This is a genomic window from Thermococcus nautili, assembly GCF_000585495.1.
GTDB lineage: Archaea > Methanobacteriota_B > Thermococci > Thermococcales > Thermococcaceae > Thermococcus > Thermococcus nautili.
In genome coordinates, this window is sequence record NZ_CP007264.1 from 513,333 (window position 1) to 537,241 (window position 23,909).

A 23,909-nucleotide genomic window follows, 5' to 3' on the forward strand; every position below is an offset into this window, starting at 1 on the left:
GCACATTAATTTTAGTGGTAAGCAAAAATAGAAAACAAACCAATTAGGAACAGACTTGATAACCGGAACAAGCAGCGAAATGTCGCCCGCCCGTAACGCCCGCCCTCATCGAAGGCAACGCCACACTCAGGCGGGTTAACCCAGGCGGGCGAGAACTGTGCCCGGCCTGGGTTTCCCGCGGTCATCGTGCTCCGGGACGCGGAAGGCCCTCCCGCGGGGACCTCGCTGAGGCCGGGCTGTAGCCCCCGCATCGCCCCCCGGTTCATTCTCCCCGGGGTCCTCGCGCGGGGGCATTGTTAGGTAGGGGGCGCGGTTTATAAACCCTCACTCGAGGAGTTTTCTTAACTGGTTGAAGAGGCGCTCTTCAACGCTGTTCCTGTCTATTACGAGAATTAAAGTGCCTCCTTTGACCATAACTAGGTCCCTAAGCTTGGATAGAAACTTCATGAGGGAATCCCATGAGTTATACATGCTCAGGTATTCAATGCAATCAAGAACGACAACACCAGGAATTCCCATTCTAGCGGTTTCCTCCAGATATTGGAAGGTTATTTCAGTCATTTTTGCGAGCTCTGTTGGATTAAGCGTTCCTGCTATGTTCTCCCGTCTAAATGGAACCGCCGTTACAAAGTATGTTCTCCATCCTTCGCGGGAGTACTCCAAGTCCCTTAAAAACGCCAATACTGGTGCATTTTCAAGCTTTGGTAGCAGGGTCTCAAACTCTTTTGGCTGGACTATAATCGTGCCGCTGTGTATCTCCGGGGCCTTCACATCAATGCTTCCCTCAAGGAATTCCCTCGTGGATGTAAGCCGATACATTGAGTACGCCATCATAACCGTTAGGGCCGTTGAGAGGGTAAACCCTATGGGAAGGTACCACTCGTAGAGGCCAAAAAGCGCTGCTGGAACGAGATGGAGGCCAAAAAGAAGAACGCTGAGATAGAGCACCTTTGCGGGTTTCTTGTAAATGGCCTCTATGGGTTTCAGCAGAACACCACTCGCAAAAACAAAGGCACCGCTTACACCGAGAGAAACCCCAGCAGTTAGGGCCCAGTCGGCGTTACCCGTAAACCTATACACGGCAACGACGAATCCGTAGAATATCGGCGCCATCAGGCCCATTTTTTTGAGGGTTGAGTGGGACAGCGGTATCGATTCCTCCTCAAGGAGCCTAACTGCACCAACGAACATGAGCATTGCAAAAATTGTCAGAGAAAGTTCGGCTATTGTCTGTAGAACGCGATTCGTAGATGCAGAAAGGGCAACCATTATGAAATCCGCAATCCATGCCACAGAGAAAAACAGAGCCGACCTGCGCCTGCGCTTTAGGTACACCCTCATTATCAGTGCAAAGGCCGTGAGGTCAGCTATCATGACGAGAAGCCCGCTGACAAAGGGCATTATGTCATTTACCCCCATGAACAACCCTCCTCGGGTCGGTAAAGCCGTCCCATCTAAACGGTCCGGCCGGCGGAGCCCGGACGGCGGTTTCCTCTTCAATCTTCACAACGAGCACCTCCGGTCTGGCTATAACCACGGCCAGCAAACCCCTTTCTCCGTAGTCCACCACGCGGTACCCATCCTCGGTTTTCCTGACTGGGAAAATCAGGGTGAATGGCCAGTTGGGATAGTAGGATATCCCCCTTCTCCCGGGAACCCCAACGAGGTCACCGAAGAGGTAGTAGCCGTAGAGCGGGACTGCCCTGGCGTTTGGAAACTTCTCCTCAACTTCCTTAAGAAAAACGACGTCTGTTCCAACACCGCTTAGAATAACTGCCTCTATATCCTCCGATGCGCTTTCAAAGAGCCCGATTAAAGGTGGTGCGGTTCTCGCAAGGTTTATCCTGTCCCTCCTAAGCACGCGCTCGGTGTAGCGGACGAGCGGGTTGAGAATTCTCAGGACTTCCTCAACTCCTTTCTCCTCCAAAACCCTCTTCAGCCCGTCGGTTTCCATTCCTATGAAGTACAGGTAGCCACCGTAGCTCCACACGAGCTCGCTTATCTCGTCCTGATACCAGCCGTAGGGCCCGTGCGCAAGGGCACGCATCCTGCCCGGGGGAAACGTTTCGTTCAGGCCGTAAAGTTCGTCGAGGGCAGATTTAAGGTACGAGACGAGGTATCTCACGTATTCCCTGTCCCAGTGTCCGATGGCTCTCTCGCGCGTAGTCCCTGAGGACTGATAAAAGCGAACCCTGCCGGGGTAGCCCTCTGGTAGAAAATCGGGCCAGTTGGCACGTAGGTAATCTTCTTCTACGAGAAAGCCCCTGTTGAGCATGTTTTTGACTGTCTCAATGACGGTGTTCCCCACAATTTCCTCATCGGCAACATGGAAGCTCTTCCAATAGGGTGTGTGTTTGAGGTGATAACGGATGGTTCTTTTGAGGTGGCTTAGAACTTCGTCTTCTTCGACTTTAAGGGGTTCCTCGATTAGACCTTTCGGAACATCTTCGTACGTCATGGCATGTAATTGTTCACAGGAGAATATAAGCCTTTCTTAAACGTCTTTCTAAACGAGAGTTGCATTTTGAACCCATAGGGTTAAATAAACCAACGCCCAATGTTGATGGGTGACGCCATGCCCACCGTTATATATCGCAAAACCCTGCTGGAGGGGTTTAAATACACCCTGAGCAAGGCCGTGGAAACGACTCCGTTCTGGAAAGAGAAATTCGAGGGTCTTGACCTGGACGGGATTTCTCCAGAAACCCTCGGCGAACTAACGGCCAGGGTAACAATCAAGCCCCACGACCTTTACGAGAGGTCCCGCGTTTGGCCGGACTACATACGGGAGGGCCGTCTCTTCCACGCGGTTATGCGAACCAGTGGGACGACCGGCCGGCCGAAGAGGGTGCCTTTCACCCCGGACGACAAGAGACGAACCGCACGCCAGATGGCGCCGTGGGTCAACGAGTACTTCGAGAAGGGCGAGAGAGTTGCTTCCTTCTTCCCGCCGCTGCCGTCTTCATCGGGCACCTTCGCACTGAGCGGGCTTGAGAACAACAACGCTGGAGTTGCGTACTTCCAGGTGCCGATTACTTACCTCCAGAACAGGGAACTCCTTCTCAAGGAGCTTGAGGACATAAAGCCAACCTCGATATGGGCCCTAACTGCCACCGCCTACAACCTCGGCCTCATCCTGCCGGAGAAGCTCAGAGAGGACGTTAAAACGATAGTCGTCGGCGGTGAGACGCTCACACCAGAGCTGGCCAAGGCCACCCTTGAGCTGTTCCCTAACGCCGTCGTCATAGACAACTTTGGCTCGACGGAGGACGACGTTACCGGCTTCAGGATAGTTACAAAGAAAGGCACAACACCGTTCCACTTCGGGGAGTCCGTAATAGTCCTCGAAGATACAGGCGACGAGGATTATCCTGAATACAAGAGGCTCTACATCACAAAGGTCATGAGCGAGGGCGAGCTGACTGGATTACCTCTCTTCAACTACGACATCGGCGATTTGGCGAGGCTCGAAAACGGCGAAGTCGTCAGCATAATCCGCGTTAAAGACGTCGTCGTCCTCTCCGGGGCAAAGCTCCACATAGACCAGGTCATGGAGATAGTCTACGGCCATCCCGAGCTCAAGGACTTCGTGATGCTCTACCACCCGCTCTCGCCGGACAACCCGAGGCCCAAGGTGGTCATAAGGGTTGCCTACGAGGGCGAAAAACCGGCTGGAATCGAGGATGAGGTGAGGGAGCTCATCTACGAGGCCAACAATCCGGTTCGCTACGAGGTCGAGGAAGCGAAGAGCTCGGAGCTCATAATCGAGGCAGTCCCGCTGGAAAAGCTCCGTGAGGGCCTCACAGTCAGGCCTGGGAAGACCAAGAGAATATACGTCGCCGGAAAGGACTTCTGATTTTCTTCCCTTTAACCACCTTGTCATAATGCCGAAAAGTTATTTAAGGCCTTTCTCAGATTTCCAGCCGGTGGTGGGAATGGCGAAAGCGAAGATTATCCACGACGGAATTCACGGTAGCATGAAGGTCACGGGGGTAATCCTCGAACTCGTCAAAACGCCCGAGTTCCAGAGGCTCAGGCACATAAGACAGCTCGGTCTGGCGTACCTCGTCTATCCCGGCGCCAATCACTCGCGCTTCGAGCACTCCCTTGGAACGTGGCACATAGCAAAGCGCCTCTCCGACGAGGTCGGGCTCGATGAAGACGAAAGTCTGCTCCTCCAGGTCGGCGCTCTGCTTCACGACATCGGGCACGGGCCCCTAAGCCACACCTTCGAGGGAATCTACAGGCACTACGTGAAGGAGCGCGACCACATGCGCCTCGGCCAGGACATCATAACCGGAAGGATAAACATCACCGGCGATGAGGACGGGGGGAAGATTCCGGAGATACTGGAAAACCACGGAATTGAGCCGAGGGAAGTGGCGGACCTAATCCTCGGCAGGGCGAAGAAGCCCTACCTTGGCCAGATGCTCCACGGGGGAGTTGACGTTGACCAGCTCGACTACCTCATCAGAGACGCCCACTACACCGGCGTCGCGCACGGAATAATAGACCTTGAGAGGCTCCTCAAGGTGCTCGAAATCCACGATGACGAGCTCGTCGTCGACGAGAAGGGTGTTGAAGCCGTCGAGGGAATGATGGTGGCGCGCTCGCTGATGTACTCGCGCGTTTACTTCCACCACACGGTGAAGATTGCCGAGGGCATGCTGACAAGAGCCCTGGAGTTCGCCCTTGAAGAGGACCACCTATGGGACTTCTGGAAGATGACCGACTGCCGGGTTCTGGTCGAGCTAGAGGACTTGGAAGGCCTGCCGGCGGAGCTGACGAGGCGCGTCCTTTACAGGAAGCTCTACAAGGCCGCGGTTCTCGCGAGTGCGGAGGAGCTCAGTCCTGAGGAAAAGAGGGAGTTGCTATCGGCTTACAGAAACGTCAAGAGGAGGCAGGAGCTTGAGAGGGCCCTGGCGGAAGCCGTTGGTGCAAGCGAGGGAGAGGTAATCCTCGAGTTCAGCATAGCCGACCTGATGCTCAGCGAGCCGAGGCTGAAGGAGACCGGAATAAAGGTGCTCCTTGAAAACGGCGAGGTTCAGCCCCTCTCGAAGGTAACTCCTCTGGCGAACGCCCTCAAGAGGAGGCAGACCCCTAGGTGGGCCGTTCTCATAGCCTCACCGGAGAAGTACGTCGGAAAGCTTCGCGAGAGCTGGAGAAAGGTGCTCTTCAGCTGAAGAGCTTCGCCTTTATCTCCTTTTTGAGCTCCTCAATCATCTCAATGAGCTCGTCGGCGTCCCTGACTTCCCTGAGGCTCTCCTTCGGGATTATGGGAACCTCCTTGACGACTTCGGTCTTGGTCTTCTCAAGGATGAACACGCCGTCGGAGTTGATTATCCGACCAACCTCTGCCACCATCTCGGCCCTCTTCACCGTCGAGCGGGTCTTCCTCTCGTCTATCCCCGTCAGGATTCTGAACTCGTCGCCCTTTGAAACCGCGTTGAACGGGGCCTTCTTAACCTTCACGAGGCCGAGACCGAGGCGCTTCAGCCTCTCGAAGACCTCCTTTTCAAGGGGGCTCTCGGGCTTAACGTCGAGCTTCGCCTCGACCCTCGCGTTCAGAACGTCAATCGGCTCGGCTAAAGCCTCGTCGAAGAGCTCTTCGAGCCTAATCGCCACCTCAAGTGAAACGGCCTGCTCACCGCGCTCGTAGTTGAGGAGGGTCTTTCTTGAAACCCCGAGGAGCTGTGCCAGCTCGTTGACCGAGTAACCGTGCCTCTCGCGAAGCTCCCTGAGAAGTTCGCCGTTTATCCGGACGTAAAGCCCACCGCGCTCCGCGAAGATGGCCGGTAGCTCGTTGTTGGTGAGGACGTCGTAGAGCGTTTCAGGTCTCAAAGCGTAGATTCCGAAGCGCTCGTAAACAACTCCCTCCTCAAGCTCCGCGTTCTTTGAGCGGAGGCCCACTATGAGGGGGGAGGCGTTGAAGAACTTCGCGAGCCTCTTCAAATCCTCGGCCTGCTCCTCGGTAACGGTGTCTATGTTCGCGACGACCTTGAGGAAGAGAAGAACCACTAACCGGCTCGCGACTATGTCGAAGCAGGAACCTCTAAACTCAAGGCGGGCCGTTTTGTAGCCCGCGCTCCTGAGTATTGCCTCAACGGTTTTGATGAGCTTCTCCCTTTCCATCGGGTTTAAATACTCGTAAGGGCTTAATAAAGTTAAGGTGCACCCGATGAGGCCGGTCGTTCTCAAAGGCAACCTCGTTTCGCTCGCCGTTCCGCTGAGAGACGACGTGAGGAAAGCGTGGCTCTGGTTCAACGACAGGAGCGTGAGGCTCTTCTTAACGGCCCCAGAGGAAGTCTTCTTCTTTGAGGACGAGATGGAATGGTATGAGAGGATTAGAAAGGCAAAGGAGCGCGAGAAAGTCTTTTCGATAGTGGAGAACTCAACTTCTTCCCTCGTCGGTTTCATAGGGCTCCACAGGATAGACCACCGCGACGGAAGGGCAGAGCTTGGTTACTTCCTCGGAAGGGAGCACTGGGGGAGGGGCTATGGAAGCGAGGCGGTGAAGTTGGCCCTCGATTACGCCTTCAACTGGCTCAACCTCAGGAAGGTCTACGCGAGGGTTTACGAGCCGAACGTTGCCTCGATAAAGGTCCTTGAGAAGAACGGCTTCGAACTCGTTGGGAGGCTGAGAAAACACCACCACGTTCCGGGCTACGGCTTCGTGGACGAGCTGATTTTTGAAAGGTTTAGAGAAGAATAGGGAAAGAAGCTCACTCGAGCTTCTTGTAGCAGAACCACCAGTCGTAGCACTCGATTTCGCCCTTGGCCTTGGCCTCTTCCCTGGCCTTCTTCTCCTCGATAGTGCTGGCCGGCGGGATGATGACCTTGTCGCCGATGAGCTCGTTCTCGGGCCACTTGTGCGGAAGGGCAACTCCCTTCTCGTCGCTGACCTTGAGGGCCTTGACGAGCCTGAGTATCTCGTCCCAGTCCCTGCCGACCTCGGCCGGGTAGTAGACGATGGCCCTGATGACGCCCTTATCGTCGACGATGAAGACGGCCCTGGCGGTTATCGTTGCTCCGCTCGGAATCATGCCGAGCTTCTCGGCGAGCTCACCGCGGTCGTCGGCTATGACCGGGAACTCAATCTCGACGCCGAGGTTCTCCTTTATCCACTCCATCCACTTGATGTGGCTGAAGACCTGGTCAACGCTCAGTCCAATCGGCTCGACGCCGAGCTCCCTGAACTTGTCGAGCCTCTTCTGCATGGCGTAGAACTCGGTCGTACAGACCGGGGTGAAGTCGGCCGGGTGGCTGAAGAGTATGAACCACTTGCCCTTCTCGGCGAAGTAGTCGGGGAGCTTTATCACTCCGTGGGTGGTCTTAACCTCAACCTCTGGGAACTTTTCTCCTATGACGACCATCTTTCATCACCTCTTCTTTTTGTGTGTCGTCTTCACTATAAACCTCATAGGTTCGAATATATAAGTCTTTCGGTTCGTTTTTGGGCAAAAACTTGGCGGATAAACAAAGGCCTTTTAAACCCAGTGAGGAGAAGTCCAGACTCGCTTAAAAATGGTTGTCATTGTGTAAACTGACACAAATTTCTATTGTCAAAATTGGGGTCATTGTAATATTCATTCGCCTTTAAGCTTCCTAACCTCGACCCACGTTGAATGGTACGCTGAGCCGTTCCCGTAATCCTCGACCGTCTCATCAGTCGTCAGGAAGTTGGCGTTCCAGCCGAGGAGCCTGACCCAGAAGGCCTTGTAGAGCAGGACAACTCCTCTCGGAACGTCGTCGCTGAGCTTTGCAAGGGTTTTTATCCGGCCGTAGTCATTGAAGACCTCGACCGTCTCGCCGTCTTCAATGCCCCTCTCCTCCGCGTCAACAGGGTTGATATAAAGGTTGGGGTCAATCATTCCGTAGGTGTTGTGGTACTGGCTCGTTATCGTCATTCTATAGGTTGGCGTGAGCAGGCGGAGCGGATACTTTCCTTTAAACTTCCTGTATTGGGGAAACGGACTCAGGCCCCTCTCAACGGCCCTCCGCGAAAAGAACTCGATTTTTCCGCTCGGAGTTTCCCACCTTCTCGGCTTTTCCGGAATCTTGACGAAGCCCTTTGCCTTCAGCTCCTCCCAGCTCAGCCCGTTGAGCTCAAGGACCTTTCGAATTACCTCCTCGTCGCTCTCGTAGAGGTGGGGATTTTTAATACCCAGCGCTCTTGCGAGCAGTCTCGTTACCTCGCTGTTGCTCCTGCCGTACAGCCTCGCGACCGGCTCGTTTAAAGCTACGTAGCGGTGGTAATAGCTGTCAACTATGTCAAGCCTCTCGAAGAAGGTATTGGCGGGCAAAACGACGTCCGAGTAGAGGGCCGTGTCTGTGAGAAAGATGTCGTGCGTAACGACGAAGACGTCGCTCTCGCTTAAGGCCTTTCTCAGCCGGTTCTGGTTCGGCAGGCTCGCTAGGGGGTTGGAGTTGTAGACGTAGAGGAACTTAATCTCGCCCCGCTCGATGTACTCCGCCAGCTTCATCTGGGGGATTCTCTTTGCCGGCTTCGTCCTCAGGAACGCGCCTTCTGCGTAGGACTTGTCTATCGTTTTCATGTCGTAGATGAAGCCGAAACGGTGGCCGACGAGGGCGGGAAGGACTGCTATCGCCCTCACAGCCTCCCCTCCGGCAAGGGAGCGCTGGAATCCGTAGCCGATGTGAACCACTCCCCTCTTCTCCGCGAACTCCCGCGCGAAGGCCTCTATCTCCTCGACGCTCAGCCCGGTTTCCCTGCTTACATAATCAAGCGATAGCGTTTTTACATAATTCCTGAATTCCTCAAAACCGTAAACGTTCCCGCGGACGAAGGCCCTATCGTAAAGCCCCTCCTCGATGATGACCTTCGCAACTCCCAGAGCTAAAAGGACGTCCGTGTCGGGCCTCACCTGAAAGAACCTGTCGCTTCTCCTGGCCGTTTCGGTCCTGACGACGTCAACCGTCCAGATTTCAAGGCCGTGCCTCTTGGCGAGGGCGAAGCCGTGAAGGTTCGTCCAGAAGGCGTTTATCCCCCAGTAGACGACTAACCGCTGGTCCTTAAGCTCCTCCGGGTCGAGACCGACGGCGGTTCCATAGACGTCTTTTAACGCCTCCTGCCCGGCCCTGTCGCAGATTCCGTAGTCGAGCACGGCGGTGTTGAGGTAGTGGAAGAGCCTCAGCGGAAACGCGTAGTTCACGACTCCCCTGTCGCCGGCGTACTGGTAAACGAGAACGCTCTCGCTCCCGTGCTTTTCGATGGTCTCTTTAAGCTTCTTCGCTACGAGGCCTATTGCCTCTTCCCAGCTCGCTTCTCTGAAGGAACCGCTCCCCCTCCCGCTGGTTCGGATTAGAGGGTTCTTTAGCCTGTCCTCCGAGTGGAACCACTTCGGGAGCAGAGCGCCTTTGGGACAGAGAAAGCCGGCCGTTATCGGGTGCTCCGGATTGCCCCTAACCCTGAGCCTTCCGTCTCTGAGCTCGCTCACCATCGAGCAGGTGTCGTAGCAGTCCCGCATGCAGACGGAGAAGGGCATGGCAATCACGGGGAAATCTTGACCTTGAAGGCAATGTCCCTCTCGACGAGAACCTTTCCTATCTCCTCTGGCAGAACCGCCATGTCCCAGGCCTTGAAGGGTCCGTACTCCCTCAGGTCGGGCCCGAGAATCGCTGGAAGCTCGGCGGTGACGATGTAGGCTTCCCGCAGTGGTCTTTTAGTTGGTGTTTCAGCCTCGCCCGGCTCGGGTTCGACCTCCGGAAGCTCTTCCCCGACATCTGGAAGCTCCTCGCGCTCGACGAAGGCCCTGAGAATCCTGAAAATCCTCCTCTCCTCGTCGGTCATCTCAGCTATGGTCCCCTCGACGGCGAGGTCAACAATCTTGTGGAGGCGGAGCTTGATTATCTCCTTCATCAGCTCCTCCGCTATCTTGAGCTGGGCTAAGTAAAGTCTCTCCTCGACGCTTTCTCCCCTCTCGCGGGAGCTCTCGGCGCTCAGTTTGAGGGCCTTGATTAGGCTGTCGAACTCCCTGTAAAAGTCATCGTCTAACTCCGTCAGTTCGACGCTGGAAAGCTCTTGCTCAAGCAGTTCCCTGAGCTTGACGATGTCCATGCCACCACCTCAGAGAAAAGGAAAGGGAAATCACTCCTCGACGCGCGGGGCGAGGAGGAACACGAGCCTTCCTTCGTCCCTAATCATGTACTCCATCTGGAGGGGCATCTCGTTGCCGAAGCGGAGGATTACCTCATCGGCCTTGCCGATGCCCTTTATCATGTCGCTGAGGTAGCTGATTCCGTAGGCACTCTTGGTTTCCTCCTCGACCTCGAGGTCAAGCAAGCCTTCGTCCTCAAGGGTGAGCTTAATCTCAACCTCGTTGGTCTCGCCCTCGGCCTTCATGACGAACTCGCTCTCGGTGGCGATGAACTTTATGGCGTCGCTGACGAGGGAGGCGTCCTTAACGGCCTCCTTGAGGACCTCGCCGAGGACGACGACCTTAGCGGTGAACGGGAGCTCCGGGAGGTCGAGCTCAAGCTCCTCAACGTCTATGAGCGGAAGGCGGAACGTTCTCTTTGCCGTTCCCTCGAAGGTTATCTCAAGGAAGTTCTCGTCGCCCTTCCTGAGGATGAGCGTGTCCTTGGCCTTTCCGCGCTTGAGTATCTTCTTGAACTGGTCCATGTTGATTCCAACGGTTTCCGGCTCCTCGACTTCGTACTTGGAGAATATGCTCTCCGGGAGGTTGAGGTCTATGAGAACGACCCTGCTCGGGTCCATCGCGCGCATGCTTATGCCTTCCTCGGTGAACTTGAAGGCGGCCTCGTCTATCAGGTTGCTCGCTGTCGCGATAAGGTCGGCAAACTCCTTGGCACCGTCAAAAACGACCTCGAACGGCATCTTCATCCCTCCAGTATTTTAAGCATGAGTCTAACCCTTTCTTTTCCGCGGAATAAATAAGCTTTTCCGTTGTCGGTATCGGGAACCCTGCGGTAGGCTTCCTCAAGCTCCTTCAGGGCCTTCCTCGCGAGCCTGACGAGGGTTTCGCGCTCAAGCTCGTTCACTCGTAGGCCCTCCATACGTGGCCACACTTGGTGCACTTGTAGAATATCGTGCTCGGCTCATCGCCTGCCCTCGTCTGCATCTCCCACCAGTAGGCCGTGTCGTTACCGCACTTGGGGCAGGTGACCTTGGTGGTCGGCAGGGTCTTGACGTCCTGCTCGATGACTACTATCTCCTCGTCCGGCTTGTGCTCGACCTTCTGCGTTATCCTGGTTTTATCCCTGTCCTTCTCCTCGTCAAAGGGCTCCTCGTAGCCACAGACGCGACAGACCCAGACCTTCTTCTTCCGGTCCGGGAGCATAAGGTTACCGCACTTCGGACAGAACTTCATGAGCATCCCTCCAGCCGGGGGTTGGGTATGTGGGTGGAGAATAAAAAGTTTTGCCAGAAACTCTGGAGAAGACAGGAAAAATTAAGAGGTATCAGCCTTCGACGTAGAACTCGGCGCTCACGGTGAGGGTCATTTGTTGAGTTGAAACTTTCTTCACTATCTTATAATGGCCAGATGAGAGCTTCAGCTGGGAGAGGCTGACCTTCTGGGTCCAGCTCTTCCCGGGTTCAAGCTGAACAACCGACTGAATGAACATTAGGTCAACGTTTACCTTGACCCACTCGCCGTTTTCCTCCCGGTAGAGCTCGAAGGGATAGCCAACGGTAACGGTCTCGTTGCCGTTGTTGGTAACTGTCAGGACCATCGTGTCCGTCGGCGAGTAGCGCTCCCTATCGAGGGAAAGATTAATCGGGGCCTTCTTCCCCTGTGACGCTTCGGCCGAGCCGTTGGAACCAATGAGGAAATAACCCGCCACCAGCCCAGCGATTATTAGAACCGCAAGGACTGCCCTCTTCACGGACACCACCAAGATAAACTCACCACAAGAGTAATTAACGCTTTCGTTCGTTTCAAAATGATTTGAAGGGGTTTGATTTTAGCCGTGATTTAAGCCCCTTATTTGACCCCCTGATTTTACGCGCACGGTTACGGTGCCTGGCGGGGGTGCGCGGTGAATGAAGGCCAGGCACCGCTGGAAACGCCTTGAGAAGGAAGCTTATAACTTTTTCTTCAAGAAAATCCGAGACCGTTGGAGAATCCTTGGAAGTAAACCAAGGTAAGAATGGAAAAGCTGGAGGGAGCCCAATCACTCCCTGAGCGGCAGGCCATGGTCGAAGGAGTAGTAGACCTTCTGGAACTCGGCGCGGAAGCCGTAGACGTCGCGCCTGACCTTGGCCGGGTCCTCCTTGTCGATGAGGACGCGGCGGATGAACCTGGCAATCTCCTTCATGTCGTCCTCGAACATTCCAACCCTCGTCATCTCCTGGACGCCTATGCGCAGACCGCTCGGCTCGTTGACCTTCTCAAGCGGGTCCCAGGGCAGAAGGTTCTTGTTGAGGATTATGCCGGCCTCTTCAAGGAGCGGTGCCGCCCAGCCTCCGGCAGCGGGGTGGAGGTCGCTGACGTCAACGATGACCTGGTGGCTCTCGGTGTAGCCCTTGTCCTCACCGATGACCTTGAAGCCCTCCTCTGCAAGGGCCTCGGCCAGAGCTTTCGCGTTCTTGACTATCTGGGCGGCGTACTTCTCACCGTACTCGAGCATCTCGGCCGCGGTGAGGGTCTTTCCGGCCATGTGGTGGAGGTGGTGGTTGCTAAGAACTCCAGGGAAGATGGCCCACTGGAGCTTGGCTATCTCCTCGGTCTCGCCGAAGCGCTTGTAGATTATGACACCTCCCTGAGGTCCGGGGAAGGTCTTGTGGGTCGAGGCGGTGATTATGTCGGCACCCTCGCGAAGCGGGTCCTGGAACTGCTTTCCGGCGATGAGTCCAAGGACGTGGGCGCCGTCGTACATGACGTAGGCGCCGACCTCTTTAGCTACGGGCGCGAGCTCCTTGACCGGGTGCGGGAACGGGAAGAGCGAGCCACCGAAGACGACTATCTTGGGCTCGAGCTCGCGGATGAGCTTCTCGGCCTTGTCAACGTCGATGTTGAACTCCTCGTTGTCGAAGGGCCAGGTGTGAACTTCGAGACCCCTCATTCCAGCCGCTCCGAAGGGCATGTGGCTTATGTGGCCACCGTGGCTGGTGTGGAGAACTATCGCCTTGTCTCCCGGCTGGGTGAGGCCGAAGAAGACAGCCTGGTTGGCGTTGGTTCCGGAAATCGGCCTGAGGTCGGCGAAGTCGCTCTGGAAGAGCTTGGTGAAGAGCTCGACGCCGATGAGCTCGACCTCGTCAACGTACTTACAACCCTGATAGTACCTCTGCTTTGGCCAGCCCTCGGCGTACTTGTGCATGAAACCGCTCGCGACTGCCCTGGTAACCGTCGGAGAAGTCACGTTTTCGCTTGCTATGAGGTTTATCGTGTGGGCCCTCCAGTGCTCGTGGTCCTCAATAAACCCCAAAACCTTGTCGCGGTATTCACGGTAGCTCATCGCGGACACCTCGGTTGTGCTTCGAACGACGGGGATATAAACCTTACCACACCTGTGCACACGTGCAGAGTTGTGCATTATCGGCCTCGAAGGGTTCTTAAGCGGGACACTCAAGCGAAGAACATGCCCTCTGGAAGAATCCGCAAACTCAGCGACGACGGCCTCGGGGTTCTTTGTGCGGGGAGCAAGACCGTTTACATCCCCTTCGCTTACCCCGGCGACATGGTTAGGGTCAAATCAACGAGAAGGCGCTTCGGCAGACTAATCGCGAGGGACTTCGAGCTTCTTGAGCCTTCCCCGCTGAGGGTTCTTCCGAGGTGCCGGCACTTCGGGAAGTGCGGCGGCTGTCTCTGGCAGGGGCTGAAGTACAAGGCCCAGCTCAAACTCAAGGCCGAACTCTTCGAGCGAATCACCGGAATAAGGGCCGAAATTAAGGGCTCGCCCAAAATTTGGGGCTTCCGCAACTTCAGCAACTTCATCGTGACGACCAACGGCGTTGGCCTCAAGGAATACGGAAACCCCCTTGGCGTTGTGGACCTTTCGGAGTGCCCTGTCTTCTCGAAGAGAACCCCCGAATACCTGCGCGCCCTCCGCGACTTTCTGGCGGAAACGGGGCTTGGGCCGTGGGATTTGAGGAGAAAAGCCGGCGACGTTCACTACCTCCAGGTCAGGGAGGGCAAGTTCACTGGAGAGGTCATGGTAAACCTCATAGCCCATCGCAGGCCCGCTGAAGAAACAGCCGAGGCCTTCAGGGACTACTTCTCCTTCGCGGATTCCCTTTACTGGAGCCTCAAGGCCGACGACCGGGACGACCCGCGCGGAGAACCCCTGCACGTTGCGGGGAGCCACTTCATAAGGGAGCGGATTGATGACGTGGTGTATCTCATCCACCCCAACAGCTTCTTCCAGACCAACAGCCACGCCCTTGAGCTTCTCCTCAGGGCAGTTGGGAACTTCACCGACGGCGAAAGGGTTCTCGACCTTTACTCCGGTGTTGGCACCTTCGGTGTCTGGCTGGCGAAGAGGGGCTTTGCCGTTGAAGGGGTCGAGGTTAACCCCTTTGCGGTTGAAATGGCCAACAGAAACGCCGAGCTGAACTGGGTAAACGCCCAATTCCGCGTTGGGAGGGCTGAGGAGACCCCGATAGGCGACTACGACACCGTGATAGTGGACCCACCTCGGAGGGGACTGAAGGAAGCCGGGGAACTGCTGGTGAAAAGTGGAGCTGAAAGGGTCGTTTACGTCTCCTGCAATCCAAAGGCGTTCAGGCTCGACTATGAGAACCACCTGAAAAAGGCTTACCGTGTGGAGGAAGCGGTTCTCGTGGACATGTTCCCGCACACGCCCCACGTCGAGGCGATTGTTGAGCTCACCCGGAGACGTTAGGTTTTTAAATCCCCTTTTGTACTAACAACGGTGGGATTCTATGGTTTTGGGTGGGAGGAAGAAGTTAAAATTCATAAACGGAATACATCACGGGAGTCACCTCGACACCGTCTGCACCTCCCAGAGGGTGGGGTTGAATCTTATCGAGGATGCCGTTCTCGGGAAGTACCCAGCCAGGAGCGTTGAGTTCGAAAAGAAAAAGCTCCTCGGAAAGGAAAAGCTCTCCTATGAAGTTGTGGACGTCCCCCTAGCCCGCGGCCTGGTTCTCAGAGTCGTAAAGCGCGACATGGAACCGGTCACGGCTTTTCCTGTTCTTGAGGGGGTAACGGTTGAGTTCGAGGTTGAAGAAGTCCTTGAGTGGAAGAAGTGGCCCGAAGCTAACGTCTCGGGGGCGGTTTTAAACGAATATTCCCCCGCGGTTACATTCTATGCAACCGACTACATCGAAAGGAAGAAAGCCTATCTAAACTCCGAGAAGCTCAACGTTAAGCTGGCTTTCCTTGTGTACACGGGGACGGCGGAGGAGCTCAAGAGGGAAACCACGAAACTGCCCGACGGTAAAGAGGTCGTCATCGACCTCAACGAGGCCGAGATACTTCTTCCAGCGGCGGTAAGCGTTCAGGGGGCTTTTATAGACGACTACGTCATGACCGCTCATGTCCTTGAGCTTGAGGAAGTCGAAACGCCCTGCGGGGCTGGCTACATGATGCTCCTCAGCAACGAGCCCATCGGAAAGGTCAGGGCCTTCGCGCTGAAGGAGAACCTGGAGGGAGAAATCGAGAAAGGCGCGAGCCTGAAGCTCGCCGGATGGCTTCAGGGTGGGCTTTGACTTTGCTTTTCAATCGAAGTCCCATATAGTCCTTCCTTCGTAGAACAGCATCACGTAGCCGCAGTTTTTGCATATCACAATCTTGACCTTATGGGCGGTGAAGCCCCACTTGCTGTCGAGCTTTCCCTCCTCAACCTGGAAATCAGTTCCCCCACAGAGCGGGCACTTAAGCCGTCTGCCCTCCATAGTGTTCACCACGGATGATAGGAAAGAAGAATATAAAAGTCTGTCGGAATCAAACCGCCCTCCAGAAGGGGTCCTCCTTGGCCTTGACCTTGGCGGTCATCTTGAGGGCCCTCATGTCGCTCTCATCGAGCTCGTTCTTGAGCTGTTTGAGAAGTATTATGACGTCGTTCTTGGTGAGGTCAACGTAGAGGGTCTCGCCGGGGTGGATGTGCCTGCCGACGATGGCACCTTCAATGGCTATCGCGACGGCGTCGCCCTTCTTGGCCTCCTGAACGAAGTCGTTCTTGTTCTTGATGGACTTGATGACGCCGACTTTCTCGCCCGTTTCCTTGATGAGGGTCACTCCCGGCTTTATCCTGCCCTCAAGGACCTCAACACCGACTATTGCCGGCTTGCTCCTCCTGAAGACGTAGCGCTCGTCAGGGTAGAGCCTGATGACGCCCGGGAAGGTGACGTTCTTGAGGAGCTCGCGCTTCTTCTTTTCCTCTTCCGCCTTGACCCAGGCCTCGTAGTCCTCTATGAGCTTGTAGATGATGTTCCCGACGAAAATCGGCACCCCCTTGGCCTTCGCGACCTCTTCTGCATCTTCGTTCACCTTGACGTTGAAGCCGAGAACGACGCCGTACTTCGGCTCCTCCTCCCGGACGCTCAAAGCCTCCATGACGTCGGTCTTGCTGATGTTTCCAACGTCGGCCTTCCTTATCGGAATGCCCTTCTCCTGGAGCTCCTTGCTCAAAGCTTCGAGGCTTCCGAGGGTGTCGGCCTTGACGATGACGCCTATTTTACCAGTGCTTATGACGACGCTCTGTATCTGGTTCAGGATTTCCTGCTTGGCCCTCTCCACTTCCTCCTCGCTCCTCGCCGCTATTACCGGTGAACCGGCCAGAGCCTCTTCGAGACCCGGTGCGGCTATCTTCACACCGGCAGCGGCGGTGACCTCGTCAACTTGGTCAAAGCGGAAGCGCGGGTCGCGAATCTCGTCGAGGGGCTTCGGCTTGAGCAGGGCGCGGATTTTGGTCACTATCGCCTTGTCCTTTCCGCCGACCACTATTGTGTCGTCCTTCCTCAGCGTTCCATCGTAGATTATGACGTCTATCGTTGTTCCGAGGCCCATCTCCTCCCTGACCTCGAGAATCGTTCCGCGCGCCGGTCCCTCGACCTCTATCTTGAGCTTCTGCTCGAGGTACTTCTGGCTGAGACCCGCGATGAGAACGAGAAGCTCGGGAACGCCGATGCCGTATTTGGCCGAAATCGGGACTATCGCCAGCTCGCGCGTGAAGTCCTGAACGCGGTCGAAGCGGTTTGCCTGGAAGCCGAGCTCGTAGAACTTGCCGATGAGCTCCCAGAGCTTGGTTTCGAGCTCCTGAACGGCCCTCTGGTCCTGCTTCTTAATGTTGACCAAAAACGGCTCGTCCTCCTCGACCACCCAGCCCTTTATCCTGTCTATCTTGTTTGCTGCCACTATGAAGGGCGTCCTGTACCTCCTGAGTATCTCGATGCTCTCTATGGTCTGGGGCTGAAAGCCCTCGTTTATGTCAACGACGAGGACGGCCAAATCGGCTAAGCTACCTCCCCTCGCGCGCAGGCTTGTGAAGGCTTCGTGACCGGGTGTATCGATGAAGAGCAGGCCCGGAAGCTTTATCTCGCCCTTCCAGAGCTTTATGAGCGGTCCGGCGAGCTGTTTGACGACGTCAATCGGAACCTCCGTCGCTCCGATGTGCTGGGTTATTCCGCCCGCTTCCTTGCCGGCGACGTTCGTCCGCCTAATCCTGTCGAGGAGCGTCGTGTTGTGGACGAGTATCCCGTTGGCGACGAAGTTGTGGGTCTCGGTGGTTAGGTCGTAGACGTAGCCGTCGTAGTCGAACTCCTCGACTTCCTCAACGGGGATGAAAACGAAGTTCTCGGCGAGGTTGCGGACGTAGGCGACATCGCTTGAATCGAACTCCCTGTTGCGCCAGACCTCAAGGAGCTCCCTTCCGAGTTCCGTAAGCTTTCCGTCCTTTATCAGGCCGTCCTTTTCGAGGGCTTTGAGGTAGTTGTGGTCCCCGGACTTGCCCTCAAGCACCGCGAGCTTCCTCGCGAGCGTTGGGGAGCCCCTCTCGATTGCATCGAGAATCCTCATCAGGGTCTCGTAGCTCGGCGCCTCGCTGGACTCGTACTTTGAGTAGAACGGAACGAAGGAGTTGAGCTCCGTCCTCGTGAACCCGAAGAGGAGCCTGAGGCGCTTGAGCTCCTCAAATATCGGGTAGGTTTCGCTCTTCTTGCTCCTCTCTATCACCCTTTCAAGGCGCTCGGCCTTCTCCTTCACGGTAAACCCGATGAACCGCCTGAACGCCTCAAGGTTCCTCCTGCCCGAAATCACGAGGGTTGTGTATTCCGAACGGTAGAGCTTTGAAACTATGCCGAACCTGAGAAGGACGAGTGAAAGCCCCTCAAGGAACTCCCGAGATGCACTCGTCACTTCGATTCTGACGTCCTTGAGGCTTACGTGTCCGTCGGCGTCGAAGTATCCCCTGAGGAACTCGGCAACGTATTCCCTCGGTGCGACGAAGAGAACGTTCGGAACCTTTATGCTCCTCGCCTTCTGCCTCTCTGGATAGTCAAAGAGGGCGCGGATGAGCCTTATCAGGGCGTTCTTTCCATTCCTGATTTCAATCTCCCATGAGGTTTTTCTCCTCACTCTGACGAGCTCGACGCCAAGGGCCTCCACTGCCTTGAGCCTCTCAAATACCTCAACGTCGTTGTTGGCTATCTTCTCCTGGCTCCCGTCGCCAAACATGACGCCGGCGAAGTAGAAGAGGGCCTTCCATTCATCGTCCGTTTTCGGGAGTCTGATGTAGTGGACCGGCTTGCCTGAGCGGTGAATTCTCGGTGTGAACGCTATCCTCTCAACTCTCTCCCAGAGGCCTTCAAGGTCCTCGGCGCGGAAAACGTTGGAGCGGACCTTGTACTCCTTTTCTCCTTTGAACCTGTCCCTAATCTCATTGAGAACGTCTTCCTCAAGCTTCACTATAAGTTCTGGAGTCGAGAGCTTTCTTCTCACAAAGCGCTCAAAGACGTCCCTCTTCTCGTTGGCATGGATGAACCTCGGAACCGCGACGTAGTCGCCGGGCCTGAGCTGGTCCGCCCGTTTCCATCCCATCGTCGTGAGGAACGGATGCTCCGGAGTCACAGAAACGCTGTGCCAGTTCTTCAGTCTGACTCTCACCATCTTGCCCCTGTGCCTGATGCGCCACACGTGGGTTCCTGTGTGTAGAGAAACTCTTGCATCCCCTCCTGCAGACGTTATCGGGAGTGAAAGCTCCCTGATTTCCTTTTCATCGTCGCGCTCAACAACCCTCTTTCCAATCCTGAAGAGCTCTTCGAGCGTTATCCTCCCAAGGCCCGGGACGACGACGGTCTCGCTCGGGAGCAGGCACTTGCCGTGGTCAACATGACCGAGAACCGCTATGATGGGCTGTCTAATCCTCTTTGCCATCTTCATCACCTGAGCATAACTCATGGCTGGCCTTTTAAAGGGTTCGGGGCAAGGATTAAAAAGGCTGGTGGTAACTCTCGACGGTGGTGAGATGATAGCGCTCGCACTCGGCGTGATTGTTGGCCTTGGGCTCGCGTTCCTGCTTGGAAAGGTGAAGGGCAGAAGCTACGAGCTGACGATGGCCCTCTACACTCCTCTGTTCGTCTACATAATCGCCGACGGCCTTTCAATGAACGTGAGCGGAAACATATTTGTGAGCACGCCGTTCGGTGACTTTCAGCCAGGGGAGCTTGCAGGAGTCCAAACGTTTCTTGCGCTCATTCTGACTATTATCTACGCTGGCTTCCGAGGAAAGAGAGCCCTCACCGTTGATGAGTTCCCGAGCGTCTCACTTTTGACGTGGATACTAATCGCCTTTGGAATTGGGTTGGCCGCCAGTGAAAGCCAAGTACTGCTCATCCCGGGCCTTGCGCTTTATATTCTACTCGGGGCACTATCCCGGAGAAACCCCCTCGGGTGGCTCAGGGCAACTCCGTGTCAGGGAGAACTTGCCGACATCGTCGGTTCTCGCGGTCTATCGTGTCTAACTGATGAAGACGGTCTCACTATATATCGGGTTGAGAACACCCTGGTCGTCGGCGGAAGACTCCCGCGGGAGTTTTCCCGGTGGAAGGACGTGGTGGAGTGTATGGCTGACCCTGGAACCGGCCGGACGCTCCGTGTCATATCTTACCTCGTCCCGCTGGCACTTCCTTTCATCGGGGTTCTGATGGGCCCAGGAGTCCTCACGGCACTGGTTCTCGCGGTGCTCGCAGTTCCGCTTTACTTCGGCCTGCTGATAATCTCTGTCAGGAAGACGAGGTCGGCGATGGAACGGGAATGCGAGGAGGTCATTGATGAATATGCCAAGTTTGTCCGGGAGAGAAAGAGGGGAAAGAGGGAGTTCGTTATCGGCTAATCTTTCTTTTCTCATTTATCTCTCAAGGCAGTCCATCGTGTCAAGGTACTCCTTCCTTGCCCTCGCGTGGGTGTGGTAGAACCAGTCCGCCGCTTTACAGTAGCTGTAGAGCTCCTCCGGCTTGAAGTAGAGGCTTATCTCTCTTTCGGCGCTCTCTGGGCTGTCGGAGGCGTGGATGACGTTGTATATCGCATCGCCGACGTCGAGGCCGTAGTCGCCCCTTATGCTTCCGGGCTCAGCATCCTTCGGGTCGGTGGCGCCGGCCATCTTCCTGACGACGCTTATGGCGTATCTGCCCTCCACGACCATCACGACGCTCGGGGCCTTGGTGATGTAGTCTATCAGAGCCTCGAAGAAGGGCTTGCCCCTGTGCTCCTCGTAGTGCTTTTCGGCGAGCTCGCGGTCAATCCATATCATCTTCATTCCCACTATCTTGAGGCCCCTCTTCTCAAAACGGCTTATGATTTCGCCCATGAGGCCTCTGACAACGGCGTCCGGCTTCAGAATAACGAGGGTTCTCTCTATTTGCTTGTCGGCCATCGGCAACACCGCTTATAGAATGGGGCGCGCGGTTAATAGGTTTTTTGGAGTCCTGGTAGAAACGTCAAAGTGTAAAGGATTGAAAAGAAAGAAATCACTTCCTCTTGGCCCTCTGAAGGCGAGCCTCCTGGAAGGCCTTGGTCCACTTGAGCTTCCTCGGGTTCCTGCCCATGAAGTAGTACTTCTCGCACTTGCTGGAGCAGAAGAAGAGCACTCTGCCGTCGTTCCTGACGAACATCTTGCCCGTTCCCGGCTCGAACTCCCTTCCGCAGTAGGAGCAGACGTTCCAGCGGGCCATTTTCAACGCCTCCTCCTGATTTCTCTCGCCTCACGCTCGGTCTCCCTGAGGATGACTATGTCGCCGACGCGAACGGGACCCTTAACGTTCCTCCTGATGACGCGACCCTTGTCGCGCCCCTCGAGGATTCTGACCTTGACCTGGGTAACGCCACCGGTGACGCCGGTTCTTCCAACGATTTCGATAACCTCGGCGGGGTAGCCTTCGTCGCTCATACCTCACACCTCTGAAAGACTCGCGGGATGAACCTTAAACCTTTCGTGATAAGGAAGGAAAAGGAGCTCACTTCATGAGCTCCCTAACCTTCGTGGCAATCTCCTCAACGAGCTCGCGGGCCTTGCCGGGCTCGATGATGGCGACGCTCGCGGCCGGAACCTCGATTCCAGCGGCGGCGCCGAGTTCCTTCTTGCTCGGAACGTAGATGTACGGAATCTCCTTCTCCTCACAGAGCGGCGGAAGGTGGGCAACTATCTCCTCGGGGTCAACGTCCTCGGCAATTATAACGAGCTTGGCCTGGCCCCTCTCGACGGCCTTGGTGGTCTCGTTGGTACCCTTCCTTATCCTTCCGGTGTCGCGAGCAATCTCGACGGCCTCAAGGGCCTTCTCGGCAAGCTCCTGGGGAACCTCAAACTTCACGTAGCTCGGCTTCGCCATCTTTCATCCCTCCGAAACCTCATCGTTCATCCAGTTTTGCGAGGGGAGTTTGGGCGAGAATTTAAAAGGGTTTCGCTATCTCACCTTCCTCAAAACGAACTCGCAGTGTTCTGCCCCCATCGCCTCGCACTTGGTCTCTTCTCCCTCCCAGCGCTCTCCCGTGAATTCTGTGAGGAACTGGGCAAGCGAGCCGGCGTAGTTGGGGTGGAACGGATAAGGATAACCTTTTCCGCTCGGGAACAGGTTTGTGCCCCTAATTATTATCACGGAATCCGAGAGCTCAACGAGCTCAAGTTTTCCGCCCCCACTGGCAATCGTGAACTTGAAAATATCCTCAAGGGCTTCTTCTATGCTAGTGTTATGCCTCTTCGAGTACTCGCCATAACCAATAAACTGCTTCTTGCCCCAAGTGTAGAGGAGTTCTTTCCCTTTTTCGGGTCCGAGGAAGTCGTAAACAGTTTCTATGAGGCTCCTCTCGGTCACTTCCTCCAGTATTTGAACCCTTAAATCCTTCAGCCAGATAGTTCCGTTCTCACCAGCCCTGAGCTGAGCCTTCAACCCCTCAAGGCTCTGGTAGTGCTCTTTCATTGGACTAATACCATTCCGGGTTCTCATGTAGGCGAACTTTGGCTCAACGACACGAAGGGGCTGGAGGGAGCGCTTGACTTCCACTACTCCCTTGGAAACCTCAACAACGTAGTCAAAGGGGATTAATATTGCGGCTAGGTCTGATTTTTCGAACACATCAGAACAGACCGCGACAAAAGTCGTCTTTCCGAGGGACTTGACAGAATTAACGAGCCTCACAACGGCTTTTATGTAAATCTTCGGACTGGACTGAAGGGTGTACTGGGAGGTAACATCGTCTATGACCAGAATATCGTACTCGTCCCCCTGAAGGGCCTCCCTTATGATTGCCGTCGTTATGCCCAAATCCAGCGGGTTTGGAAGGACGTTCCGCCCGCCCTGAATGCCCTGGCCGTAGAGGTTCGAGTAGCCGTCCAGTATCGTCAGAGAGTCGTCGAGAAACGGCTCGTAGTCTATACCGTGATTCCTAAGCTCCTTGAGAAGCGTGGACGGCGGCTGTCTGAAGTCGACCACTAGAACCCGCTTGCCGGCTTTGAGGGCCTCAAGGACCGCCTGATGCATTAGGATGACGTTATCGTACTCTATTGAGCCTACGAAGGCAACGCTTGAGCCCTCCTCAACACCACCCCCCAGGATGTCGTCAAGCTGTCTCACTCCCAGTGATAGCATTTTATCACCTCTGGAGCCTCTGCAGGCCTTCTTATAACCTTTGCGTGTAGTACGATGCGCATTAGAAAAGGTGCATAAAGGTTCAGAATAAACCCAAAGAGGAAGCAGACGGGACGATATCAGTAGCGGCCAAGCTCATCATCCCTGGGGTCAGAAAATAAAGAAACTCATCACGGCATCACGCGGTTAACTGTTCTCCCTATCGTAGCCCCTGTAAATCTCAAGACTCCTCCTCGCCCTCGCGCGGGGAATGTGGTGTCCCATGAGGGCGACTATTCCATCGGCTTTGGCCTTTCCGTGGTGGAGCATCTTCCTCTCTGTCTTAATCTTCTCAATCCTGAAGGTGTAGCCCCCGACTTCAACCACCTCTCCGACCGCGAACTCCTCATCCCTCGGCACCTTGACGCGGAAGGACTGCGTGAGCCCCTTCGGCATGTAGATGGACACCTTGATGACCTTTGGATACGTCAGGCTCTCGCCCCAGAGAGTCACTATCTCGCCGACCTTCGCCCGGTTCACCCTCTTTCCGCCTTCAAGCTCGATTCCGGTAATCCTCACCTCGTCTTCCTCGGTCTCGACGATGTCGCCGACCCTAATCTCCTCGCCCTCCGGGAGCTCGGCCTCGCTCTTGAAGCTCCTCTCGTGCTTGCTGACGATGAGCGGAACCTTAACGAGCTTTGGAAGCGTCACGTGCCATACGTTGCCACATTCGTTACAGCGAAGGGTAAGCTCCCTTCCGCGCTCCTTGATGACCTCAACGTCATCGCTACCGCACTCGGGACAGATGAAGTACTCCTCCATGTCTCTCACCAGAGGGGAAGAGTGGCGGGGGACTTATAAAGGTTCTTTAAATGGTCAACTCAACTTTACCAAATTCTGCAAA

Annotated in this window: 25 protein-coding genes; 6 read left to right on the forward strand and 19 right to left on the reverse strand. The window is 55.5% G+C overall.

Annotation, left to right across the window (positions count from 1 at the left end; all coding sequences use genetic code 11):
* Nucleotides 1-324 precede the first annotated feature (324 nt).
* Together BD01_RS02870 and BD01_RS02875 are read right to left on the reverse strand one after the other, a co-directional pair.
* Nucleotides 325-1,419 carry a DUF835 domain-containing protein gene (locus tag BD01_RS02870; RefSeq protein ID WP_051482156.1) on the reverse strand — a complete coding sequence of 365 codons (1,095 nt, stop codon included), beginning with the start codon at nt 1,417-1,419 and terminating at the stop codon, nt 325-327.
* Nucleotides 1,406-2,458, reverse strand: a complete 1,053-nt coding sequence (locus BD01_RS02875; protein WP_042689783.1) for a hypothetical protein — start codon at nt 2,456-2,458, stop codon at nt 1,406-1,408. Before BD01_RS02875 ends, BD01_RS02870 begins: the two co-directional genes overlap by 14 nt.
* 117 nt (nt 2,459-2,575) lie before the next feature.
* Between BD01_RS02875 and BD01_RS02880 the strand changes: the two genes are divergently transcribed.
* Both BD01_RS02880 and BD01_RS02885 read left to right on the forward strand, forming a co-directional pair.
* A complete protein-coding gene (locus BD01_RS02880) occupies nt 2,576-3,856 on the forward strand; it encodes a phenylacetate--CoA ligase family protein (RefSeq protein ID WP_042689786.1) in 1,281 nt (426 codons plus the stop codon).
* A gap of 79 nt (nt 3,857-3,935) precedes the next feature.
* A complete protein-coding gene (locus BD01_RS02885) occupies nt 3,936-5,183 on the forward strand; it encodes an HD domain-containing protein (protein WP_042689787.1) in 1,248 nt (415 codons plus the stop codon).
* Here the strand turns inward: BD01_RS02885 and BD01_RS02890 are convergent.
* Nucleotides 5,176-6,132, reverse strand: coding sequence for a transcriptional regulator (locus tag BD01_RS02890; protein ID WP_042689790.1), 957 nt, complete (start codon nt 6,130-6,132; stop codon nt 5,176-5,178). The genes BD01_RS02885 and BD01_RS02890 overlap by 8 nt on opposite strands.
* Before the next feature lie 46 nt (nt 6,133-6,178).
* On the opposite strand from BD01_RS02890, the gene BD01_RS02895 reads away from it, so the two are divergent.
* Nucleotides 6,179-6,712 (forward strand): GNAT family N-acetyltransferase, encoded by a 534-nt coding sequence (locus tag BD01_RS02895; protein ID WP_042689792.1) that lies wholly within the window; start codon nt 6,179-6,181, stop codon nt 6,710-6,712.
* Nucleotides 6,713-6,722: 10 nt separating this feature from the next.
* On the opposite strand, the gene BD01_RS02900 is transcribed toward BD01_RS02895, so the two are convergent.
* The 8 genes from BD01_RS02900 to glyA form a co-directional block, all read right to left on the reverse strand.
* The gene (locus BD01_RS02900; protein WP_042689795.1) at nt 6,723-7,373 is read right to left on the reverse strand and encodes a peroxiredoxin; all 651 of its coding nucleotides are present in this window, start codon (nt 7,371-7,373) and stop codon (nt 6,723-6,725) included.
* A 213-nt stretch (nt 7,374-7,586) separates the two neighbouring features.
* A complete protein-coding gene (locus BD01_RS02905) occupies nt 7,587-9,506 on the reverse strand; it encodes a molybdopterin-dependent oxidoreductase (RefSeq protein ID WP_042689798.1) in 1,920 nt (639 codons plus the stop codon).
* Nucleotides 9,507-9,511: 5 nt separating this feature from the next.
* Entirely contained in the window at nt 9,512-10,078 is a 567-nt protein-coding gene (locus tag BD01_RS02910; RefSeq protein ID WP_042689801.1) for a DNA replication complex subunit Gins51, read from the reverse strand.
* A 30-nt stretch (nt 10,079-10,108) separates the two neighbouring features.
* Complete coding sequence (locus BD01_RS02915; RefSeq protein ID WP_042689803.1) at nt 10,109-10,858, reverse strand: DNA polymerase sliding clamp; 750 nt, start codon at nt 10,856-10,858, stop codon at nt 10,109-10,111.
* A gap of 2 nt (nt 10,859-10,860) precedes the next feature.
* Nucleotides 10,861-11,022: a hypothetical protein gene (locus BD01_RS11285; protein ID WP_167914929.1), complete on the reverse strand. Its 162-nt coding sequence runs from the start codon at nt 11,020-11,022 to the stop codon at nt 10,861-10,863.
* Nucleotides 11,019-11,351, reverse strand: coding sequence for a transcription factor S (locus BD01_RS02920; protein ID WP_042689806.1), 333 nt, complete (start codon nt 11,349-11,351; stop codon nt 11,019-11,021). Before BD01_RS02920 ends, BD01_RS11285 begins: the two co-directional genes overlap by 4 nt.
* 91 nt (nt 11,352-11,442) lie before the next feature.
* A complete protein-coding gene (locus BD01_RS02925) occupies nt 11,443-11,868 on the reverse strand; it encodes an immunoglobulin-like domain-containing protein (protein ID WP_042689808.1) in 426 nt (141 codons plus the stop codon).
* A gap of 288 nt (nt 11,869-12,156) precedes the next feature.
* Nucleotides 12,157-13,440: a serine hydroxymethyltransferase gene (gene glyA, locus BD01_RS02930; RefSeq protein WP_042689810.1), complete on the reverse strand. Its 1,284-nt coding sequence runs from the start codon at nt 13,438-13,440 to the stop codon at nt 12,157-12,159.
* Nucleotides 13,441-13,563: 123 nt separating this feature from the next.
* Between glyA and rlmD the strand changes: the two genes are divergently transcribed.
* A complete protein-coding gene (gene rlmD / locus BD01_RS02935) occupies nt 13,564-14,826 on the forward strand; it encodes a 23S rRNA (uracil(1939)-C(5))-methyltransferase RlmD (RefSeq protein ID WP_042689811.1) in 1,263 nt (420 codons plus the stop codon).
* 40 nt (nt 14,827-14,866) lie between these two features.
* The gene (locus tag BD01_RS02940) at nt 14,867-15,655 is read left to right on the forward strand and encodes a hypothetical protein (protein WP_042689813.1); all 789 of its coding nucleotides are present in this window, start codon (nt 14,867-14,869) and stop codon (nt 15,653-15,655) included.
* Between the two features lie 9 nt (nt 15,656-15,664).
* Here the strand turns inward: BD01_RS02940 and BD01_RS11290 are convergent, their stop codons facing one another.
* Both BD01_RS11290 and infB read right to left on the reverse strand, forming a co-directional pair.
* Nucleotides 15,665-15,841 (reverse strand): zinc ribbon domain-containing protein, encoded by a 177-nt coding sequence (locus BD01_RS11290; RefSeq protein WP_169730284.1) that lies wholly within the window; start codon nt 15,839-15,841, stop codon nt 15,665-15,667.
* Nucleotides 15,842-15,890: 49 nt separating this feature from the next.
* Complete coding sequence (gene infB / locus BD01_RS02945) at nt 15,891-19,319, reverse strand: intein-containing translation initiation factor aIF-2 (protein ID WP_042689816.1); 3,429 nt, start codon at nt 19,317-19,319, stop codon at nt 15,891-15,893.
* Between the two features lie 91 nt (nt 19,320-19,410).
* On the opposite strand from infB, the gene BD01_RS02950 reads away from it, so the two are divergent.
* Nucleotides 19,411-20,277: a hypothetical protein gene (locus BD01_RS02950; RefSeq protein ID WP_042689818.1), complete on the forward strand. Its 867-nt coding sequence runs from the start codon at nt 19,411-19,413 to the stop codon at nt 20,275-20,277.
* A 15-nt stretch (nt 20,278-20,292) separates the two neighbouring features.
* On the opposite strand, the gene ndk is transcribed toward BD01_RS02950, so the two are convergent.
* From ndk to BD01_RS02980, 6 genes are all read right to left on the reverse strand, one after another.
* Nucleotides 20,293-20,817 (reverse strand): nucleoside-diphosphate kinase, encoded by a 525-nt coding sequence (ndk, locus tag BD01_RS02955; RefSeq protein ID WP_042689821.1) that lies wholly within the window; start codon nt 20,815-20,817, stop codon nt 20,293-20,295.
* Between the two features lie 94 nt (nt 20,818-20,911).
* Nucleotides 20,912-21,115: a 50S ribosomal protein L24e gene (locus BD01_RS02960; protein WP_011250260.1), complete on the reverse strand. Its 204-nt coding sequence runs from the start codon at nt 21,113-21,115 to the stop codon at nt 20,912-20,914.
* Between the two features lie 2 nt (nt 21,116-21,117).
* Complete coding sequence (locus BD01_RS02965) at nt 21,118-21,330, reverse strand: 30S ribosomal protein S28e (protein ID WP_011250261.1); 213 nt, start codon at nt 21,328-21,330, stop codon at nt 21,118-21,120.
* A gap of 67 nt (nt 21,331-21,397) precedes the next feature.
* Nucleotides 21,398-21,769 carry a 50S ribosomal protein L7Ae gene (gene rpl7ae / locus BD01_RS02970; RefSeq protein ID WP_042689830.1) on the reverse strand — a complete coding sequence of 124 codons (372 nt, stop codon included), beginning with the start codon at nt 21,767-21,769 and terminating at the stop codon, nt 21,398-21,400.
* Nucleotides 21,770-21,844: 75 nt separating this feature from the next.
* Nucleotides 21,845-23,026 carry a V4R domain-containing protein gene (locus tag BD01_RS02975; RefSeq protein WP_042689833.1) on the reverse strand — a complete coding sequence of 394 codons (1,182 nt, stop codon included), beginning with the start codon at nt 23,024-23,026 and terminating at the stop codon, nt 21,845-21,847.
* A gap of 186 nt (nt 23,027-23,212) precedes the next feature.
* The gene (locus tag BD01_RS02980) at nt 23,213-23,827 is read right to left on the reverse strand and encodes an HVO_0476 family zinc finger protein (RefSeq protein ID WP_042689836.1); all 615 of its coding nucleotides are present in this window, start codon (nt 23,825-23,827) and stop codon (nt 23,213-23,215) included.
* Between the last annotated feature and the right edge of the window lie 82 nt (nt 23,828-23,909).

Bases quoted from the DNA above. Each gene is read 5' to 3' on its own strand.
- BD01_RS02870 (WP_051482156.1), bottom strand. From the start codon at position 1,419: ATGGGGGTAAATGACATAATGCCCTTTGTCAGCGGGCTTCTCGTCATG.
- BD01_RS02875 (WP_042689783.1), bottom strand. From the start codon at position 2,458: ATGACGTACGAAGATGTTCCGAAAGGTCTAATCGAGGAACCCCTTAAA.
- BD01_RS02880 (WP_042689786.1), top strand. From the start codon at position 2,576: ATGCCCACCGTTATATATCGCAAAACCCTGCTGGAGGGGTTTAAATAC.
- BD01_RS02885 (WP_042689787.1), top strand. From the start codon at position 3,936: ATGGCGAAAGCGAAGATTATCCACGACGGAATTCACGGTAGCATGAAG.
- BD01_RS02890 (WP_042689790.1), bottom strand. From the start codon at position 6,132: ATGGAAAGGGAGAAGCTCATCAAAACCGTTGAGGCAATACTCAGGAGC.
- BD01_RS02895 (WP_042689792.1), top strand. From the start codon at position 6,179: ATGAGGCCGGTCGTTCTCAAAGGCAACCTCGTTTCGCTCGCCGTTCCG.
- BD01_RS02900 (WP_042689795.1), bottom strand. From the start codon at position 7,373: ATGGTCGTCATAGGAGAAAAGTTCCCAGAGGTTGAGGTTAAGACCACC.
- BD01_RS02905 (WP_042689798.1), bottom strand. From the start codon at position 9,506: ATGCCCTTCTCCGTCTGCATGCGGGACTGCTACGACACCTGCTCGATG.
- BD01_RS02910 (WP_042689801.1), bottom strand. From the start codon at position 10,078: ATGGACATCGTCAAGCTCAGGGAACTGCTTGAGCAAGAGCTTTCCAGC.
- BD01_RS02915 (WP_042689803.1), bottom strand. From the start codon at position 10,858: ATGCCGTTCGAGGTCGTTTTTGACGGTGCCAAGGAGTTTGCCGACCTT.
- BD01_RS02920 (WP_042689806.1), bottom strand. From the start codon at position 11,351: ATGAAGTTCTGTCCGAAGTGCGGTAACCTTATGCTCCCGGACCGGAAG.
- glyA (WP_042689810.1), bottom strand. From the start codon at position 13,440: ATGAGCTACCGTGAATACCGCGACAAGGTTTTGGGGTTTATTGAGGAC.
- rlmD (WP_042689811.1), top strand. From the start codon at position 13,564: ATGCCCTCTGGAAGAATCCGCAAACTCAGCGACGACGGCCTCGGGGTT.
- BD01_RS02940 (WP_042689813.1), top strand. From the start codon at position 14,867: ATGGTTTTGGGTGGGAGGAAGAAGTTAAAATTCATAAACGGAATACAT.
- BD01_RS11290 (WP_169730284.1), bottom strand. From the start codon at position 15,841: ATGGAGGGCAGACGGCTTAAGTGCCCGCTCTGTGGGGGAACTGATTTC.
- infB (WP_042689816.1), bottom strand. From the start codon at position 19,319: ATGGCAAAGAGGATTAGACAGCCCATCATAGCGGTTCTCGGTCATGTT.
- BD01_RS02950 (WP_042689818.1), top strand. From the start codon at position 19,411: ATGATAGCGCTCGCACTCGGCGTGATTGTTGGCCTTGGGCTCGCGTTC.
- ndk (WP_042689821.1), bottom strand. From the start codon at position 20,817: ATGGCCGACAAGCAAATAGAGAGAACCCTCGTTATTCTGAAGCCGGAC.
- BD01_RS02960 (WP_011250260.1), bottom strand. From the start codon at position 21,115: ATGGCCCGCTGGAACGTCTGCTCCTACTGCGGAAGGGAGTTCGAGCCG.
- BD01_RS02965 (WP_011250261.1), bottom strand. From the start codon at position 21,330: ATGAGCGACGAAGGCTACCCCGCCGAGGTTATCGAAATCGTTGGAAGA.
- rpl7ae (WP_042689830.1), bottom strand. From the start codon at position 21,769: ATGGCGAAGCCGAGCTACGTGAAGTTTGAGGTTCCCCAGGAGCTTGCC.
- BD01_RS02975 (WP_042689833.1), bottom strand. From the start codon at position 23,026: ATGCTATCACTGGGAGTGAGACAGCTTGACGACATCCTGGGGGGTGGT.
- BD01_RS02980 (WP_042689836.1), bottom strand. From the start codon at position 23,827: ATGGAGGAGTACTTCATCTGTCCCGAGTGCGGTAGCGATGACGTTGAG.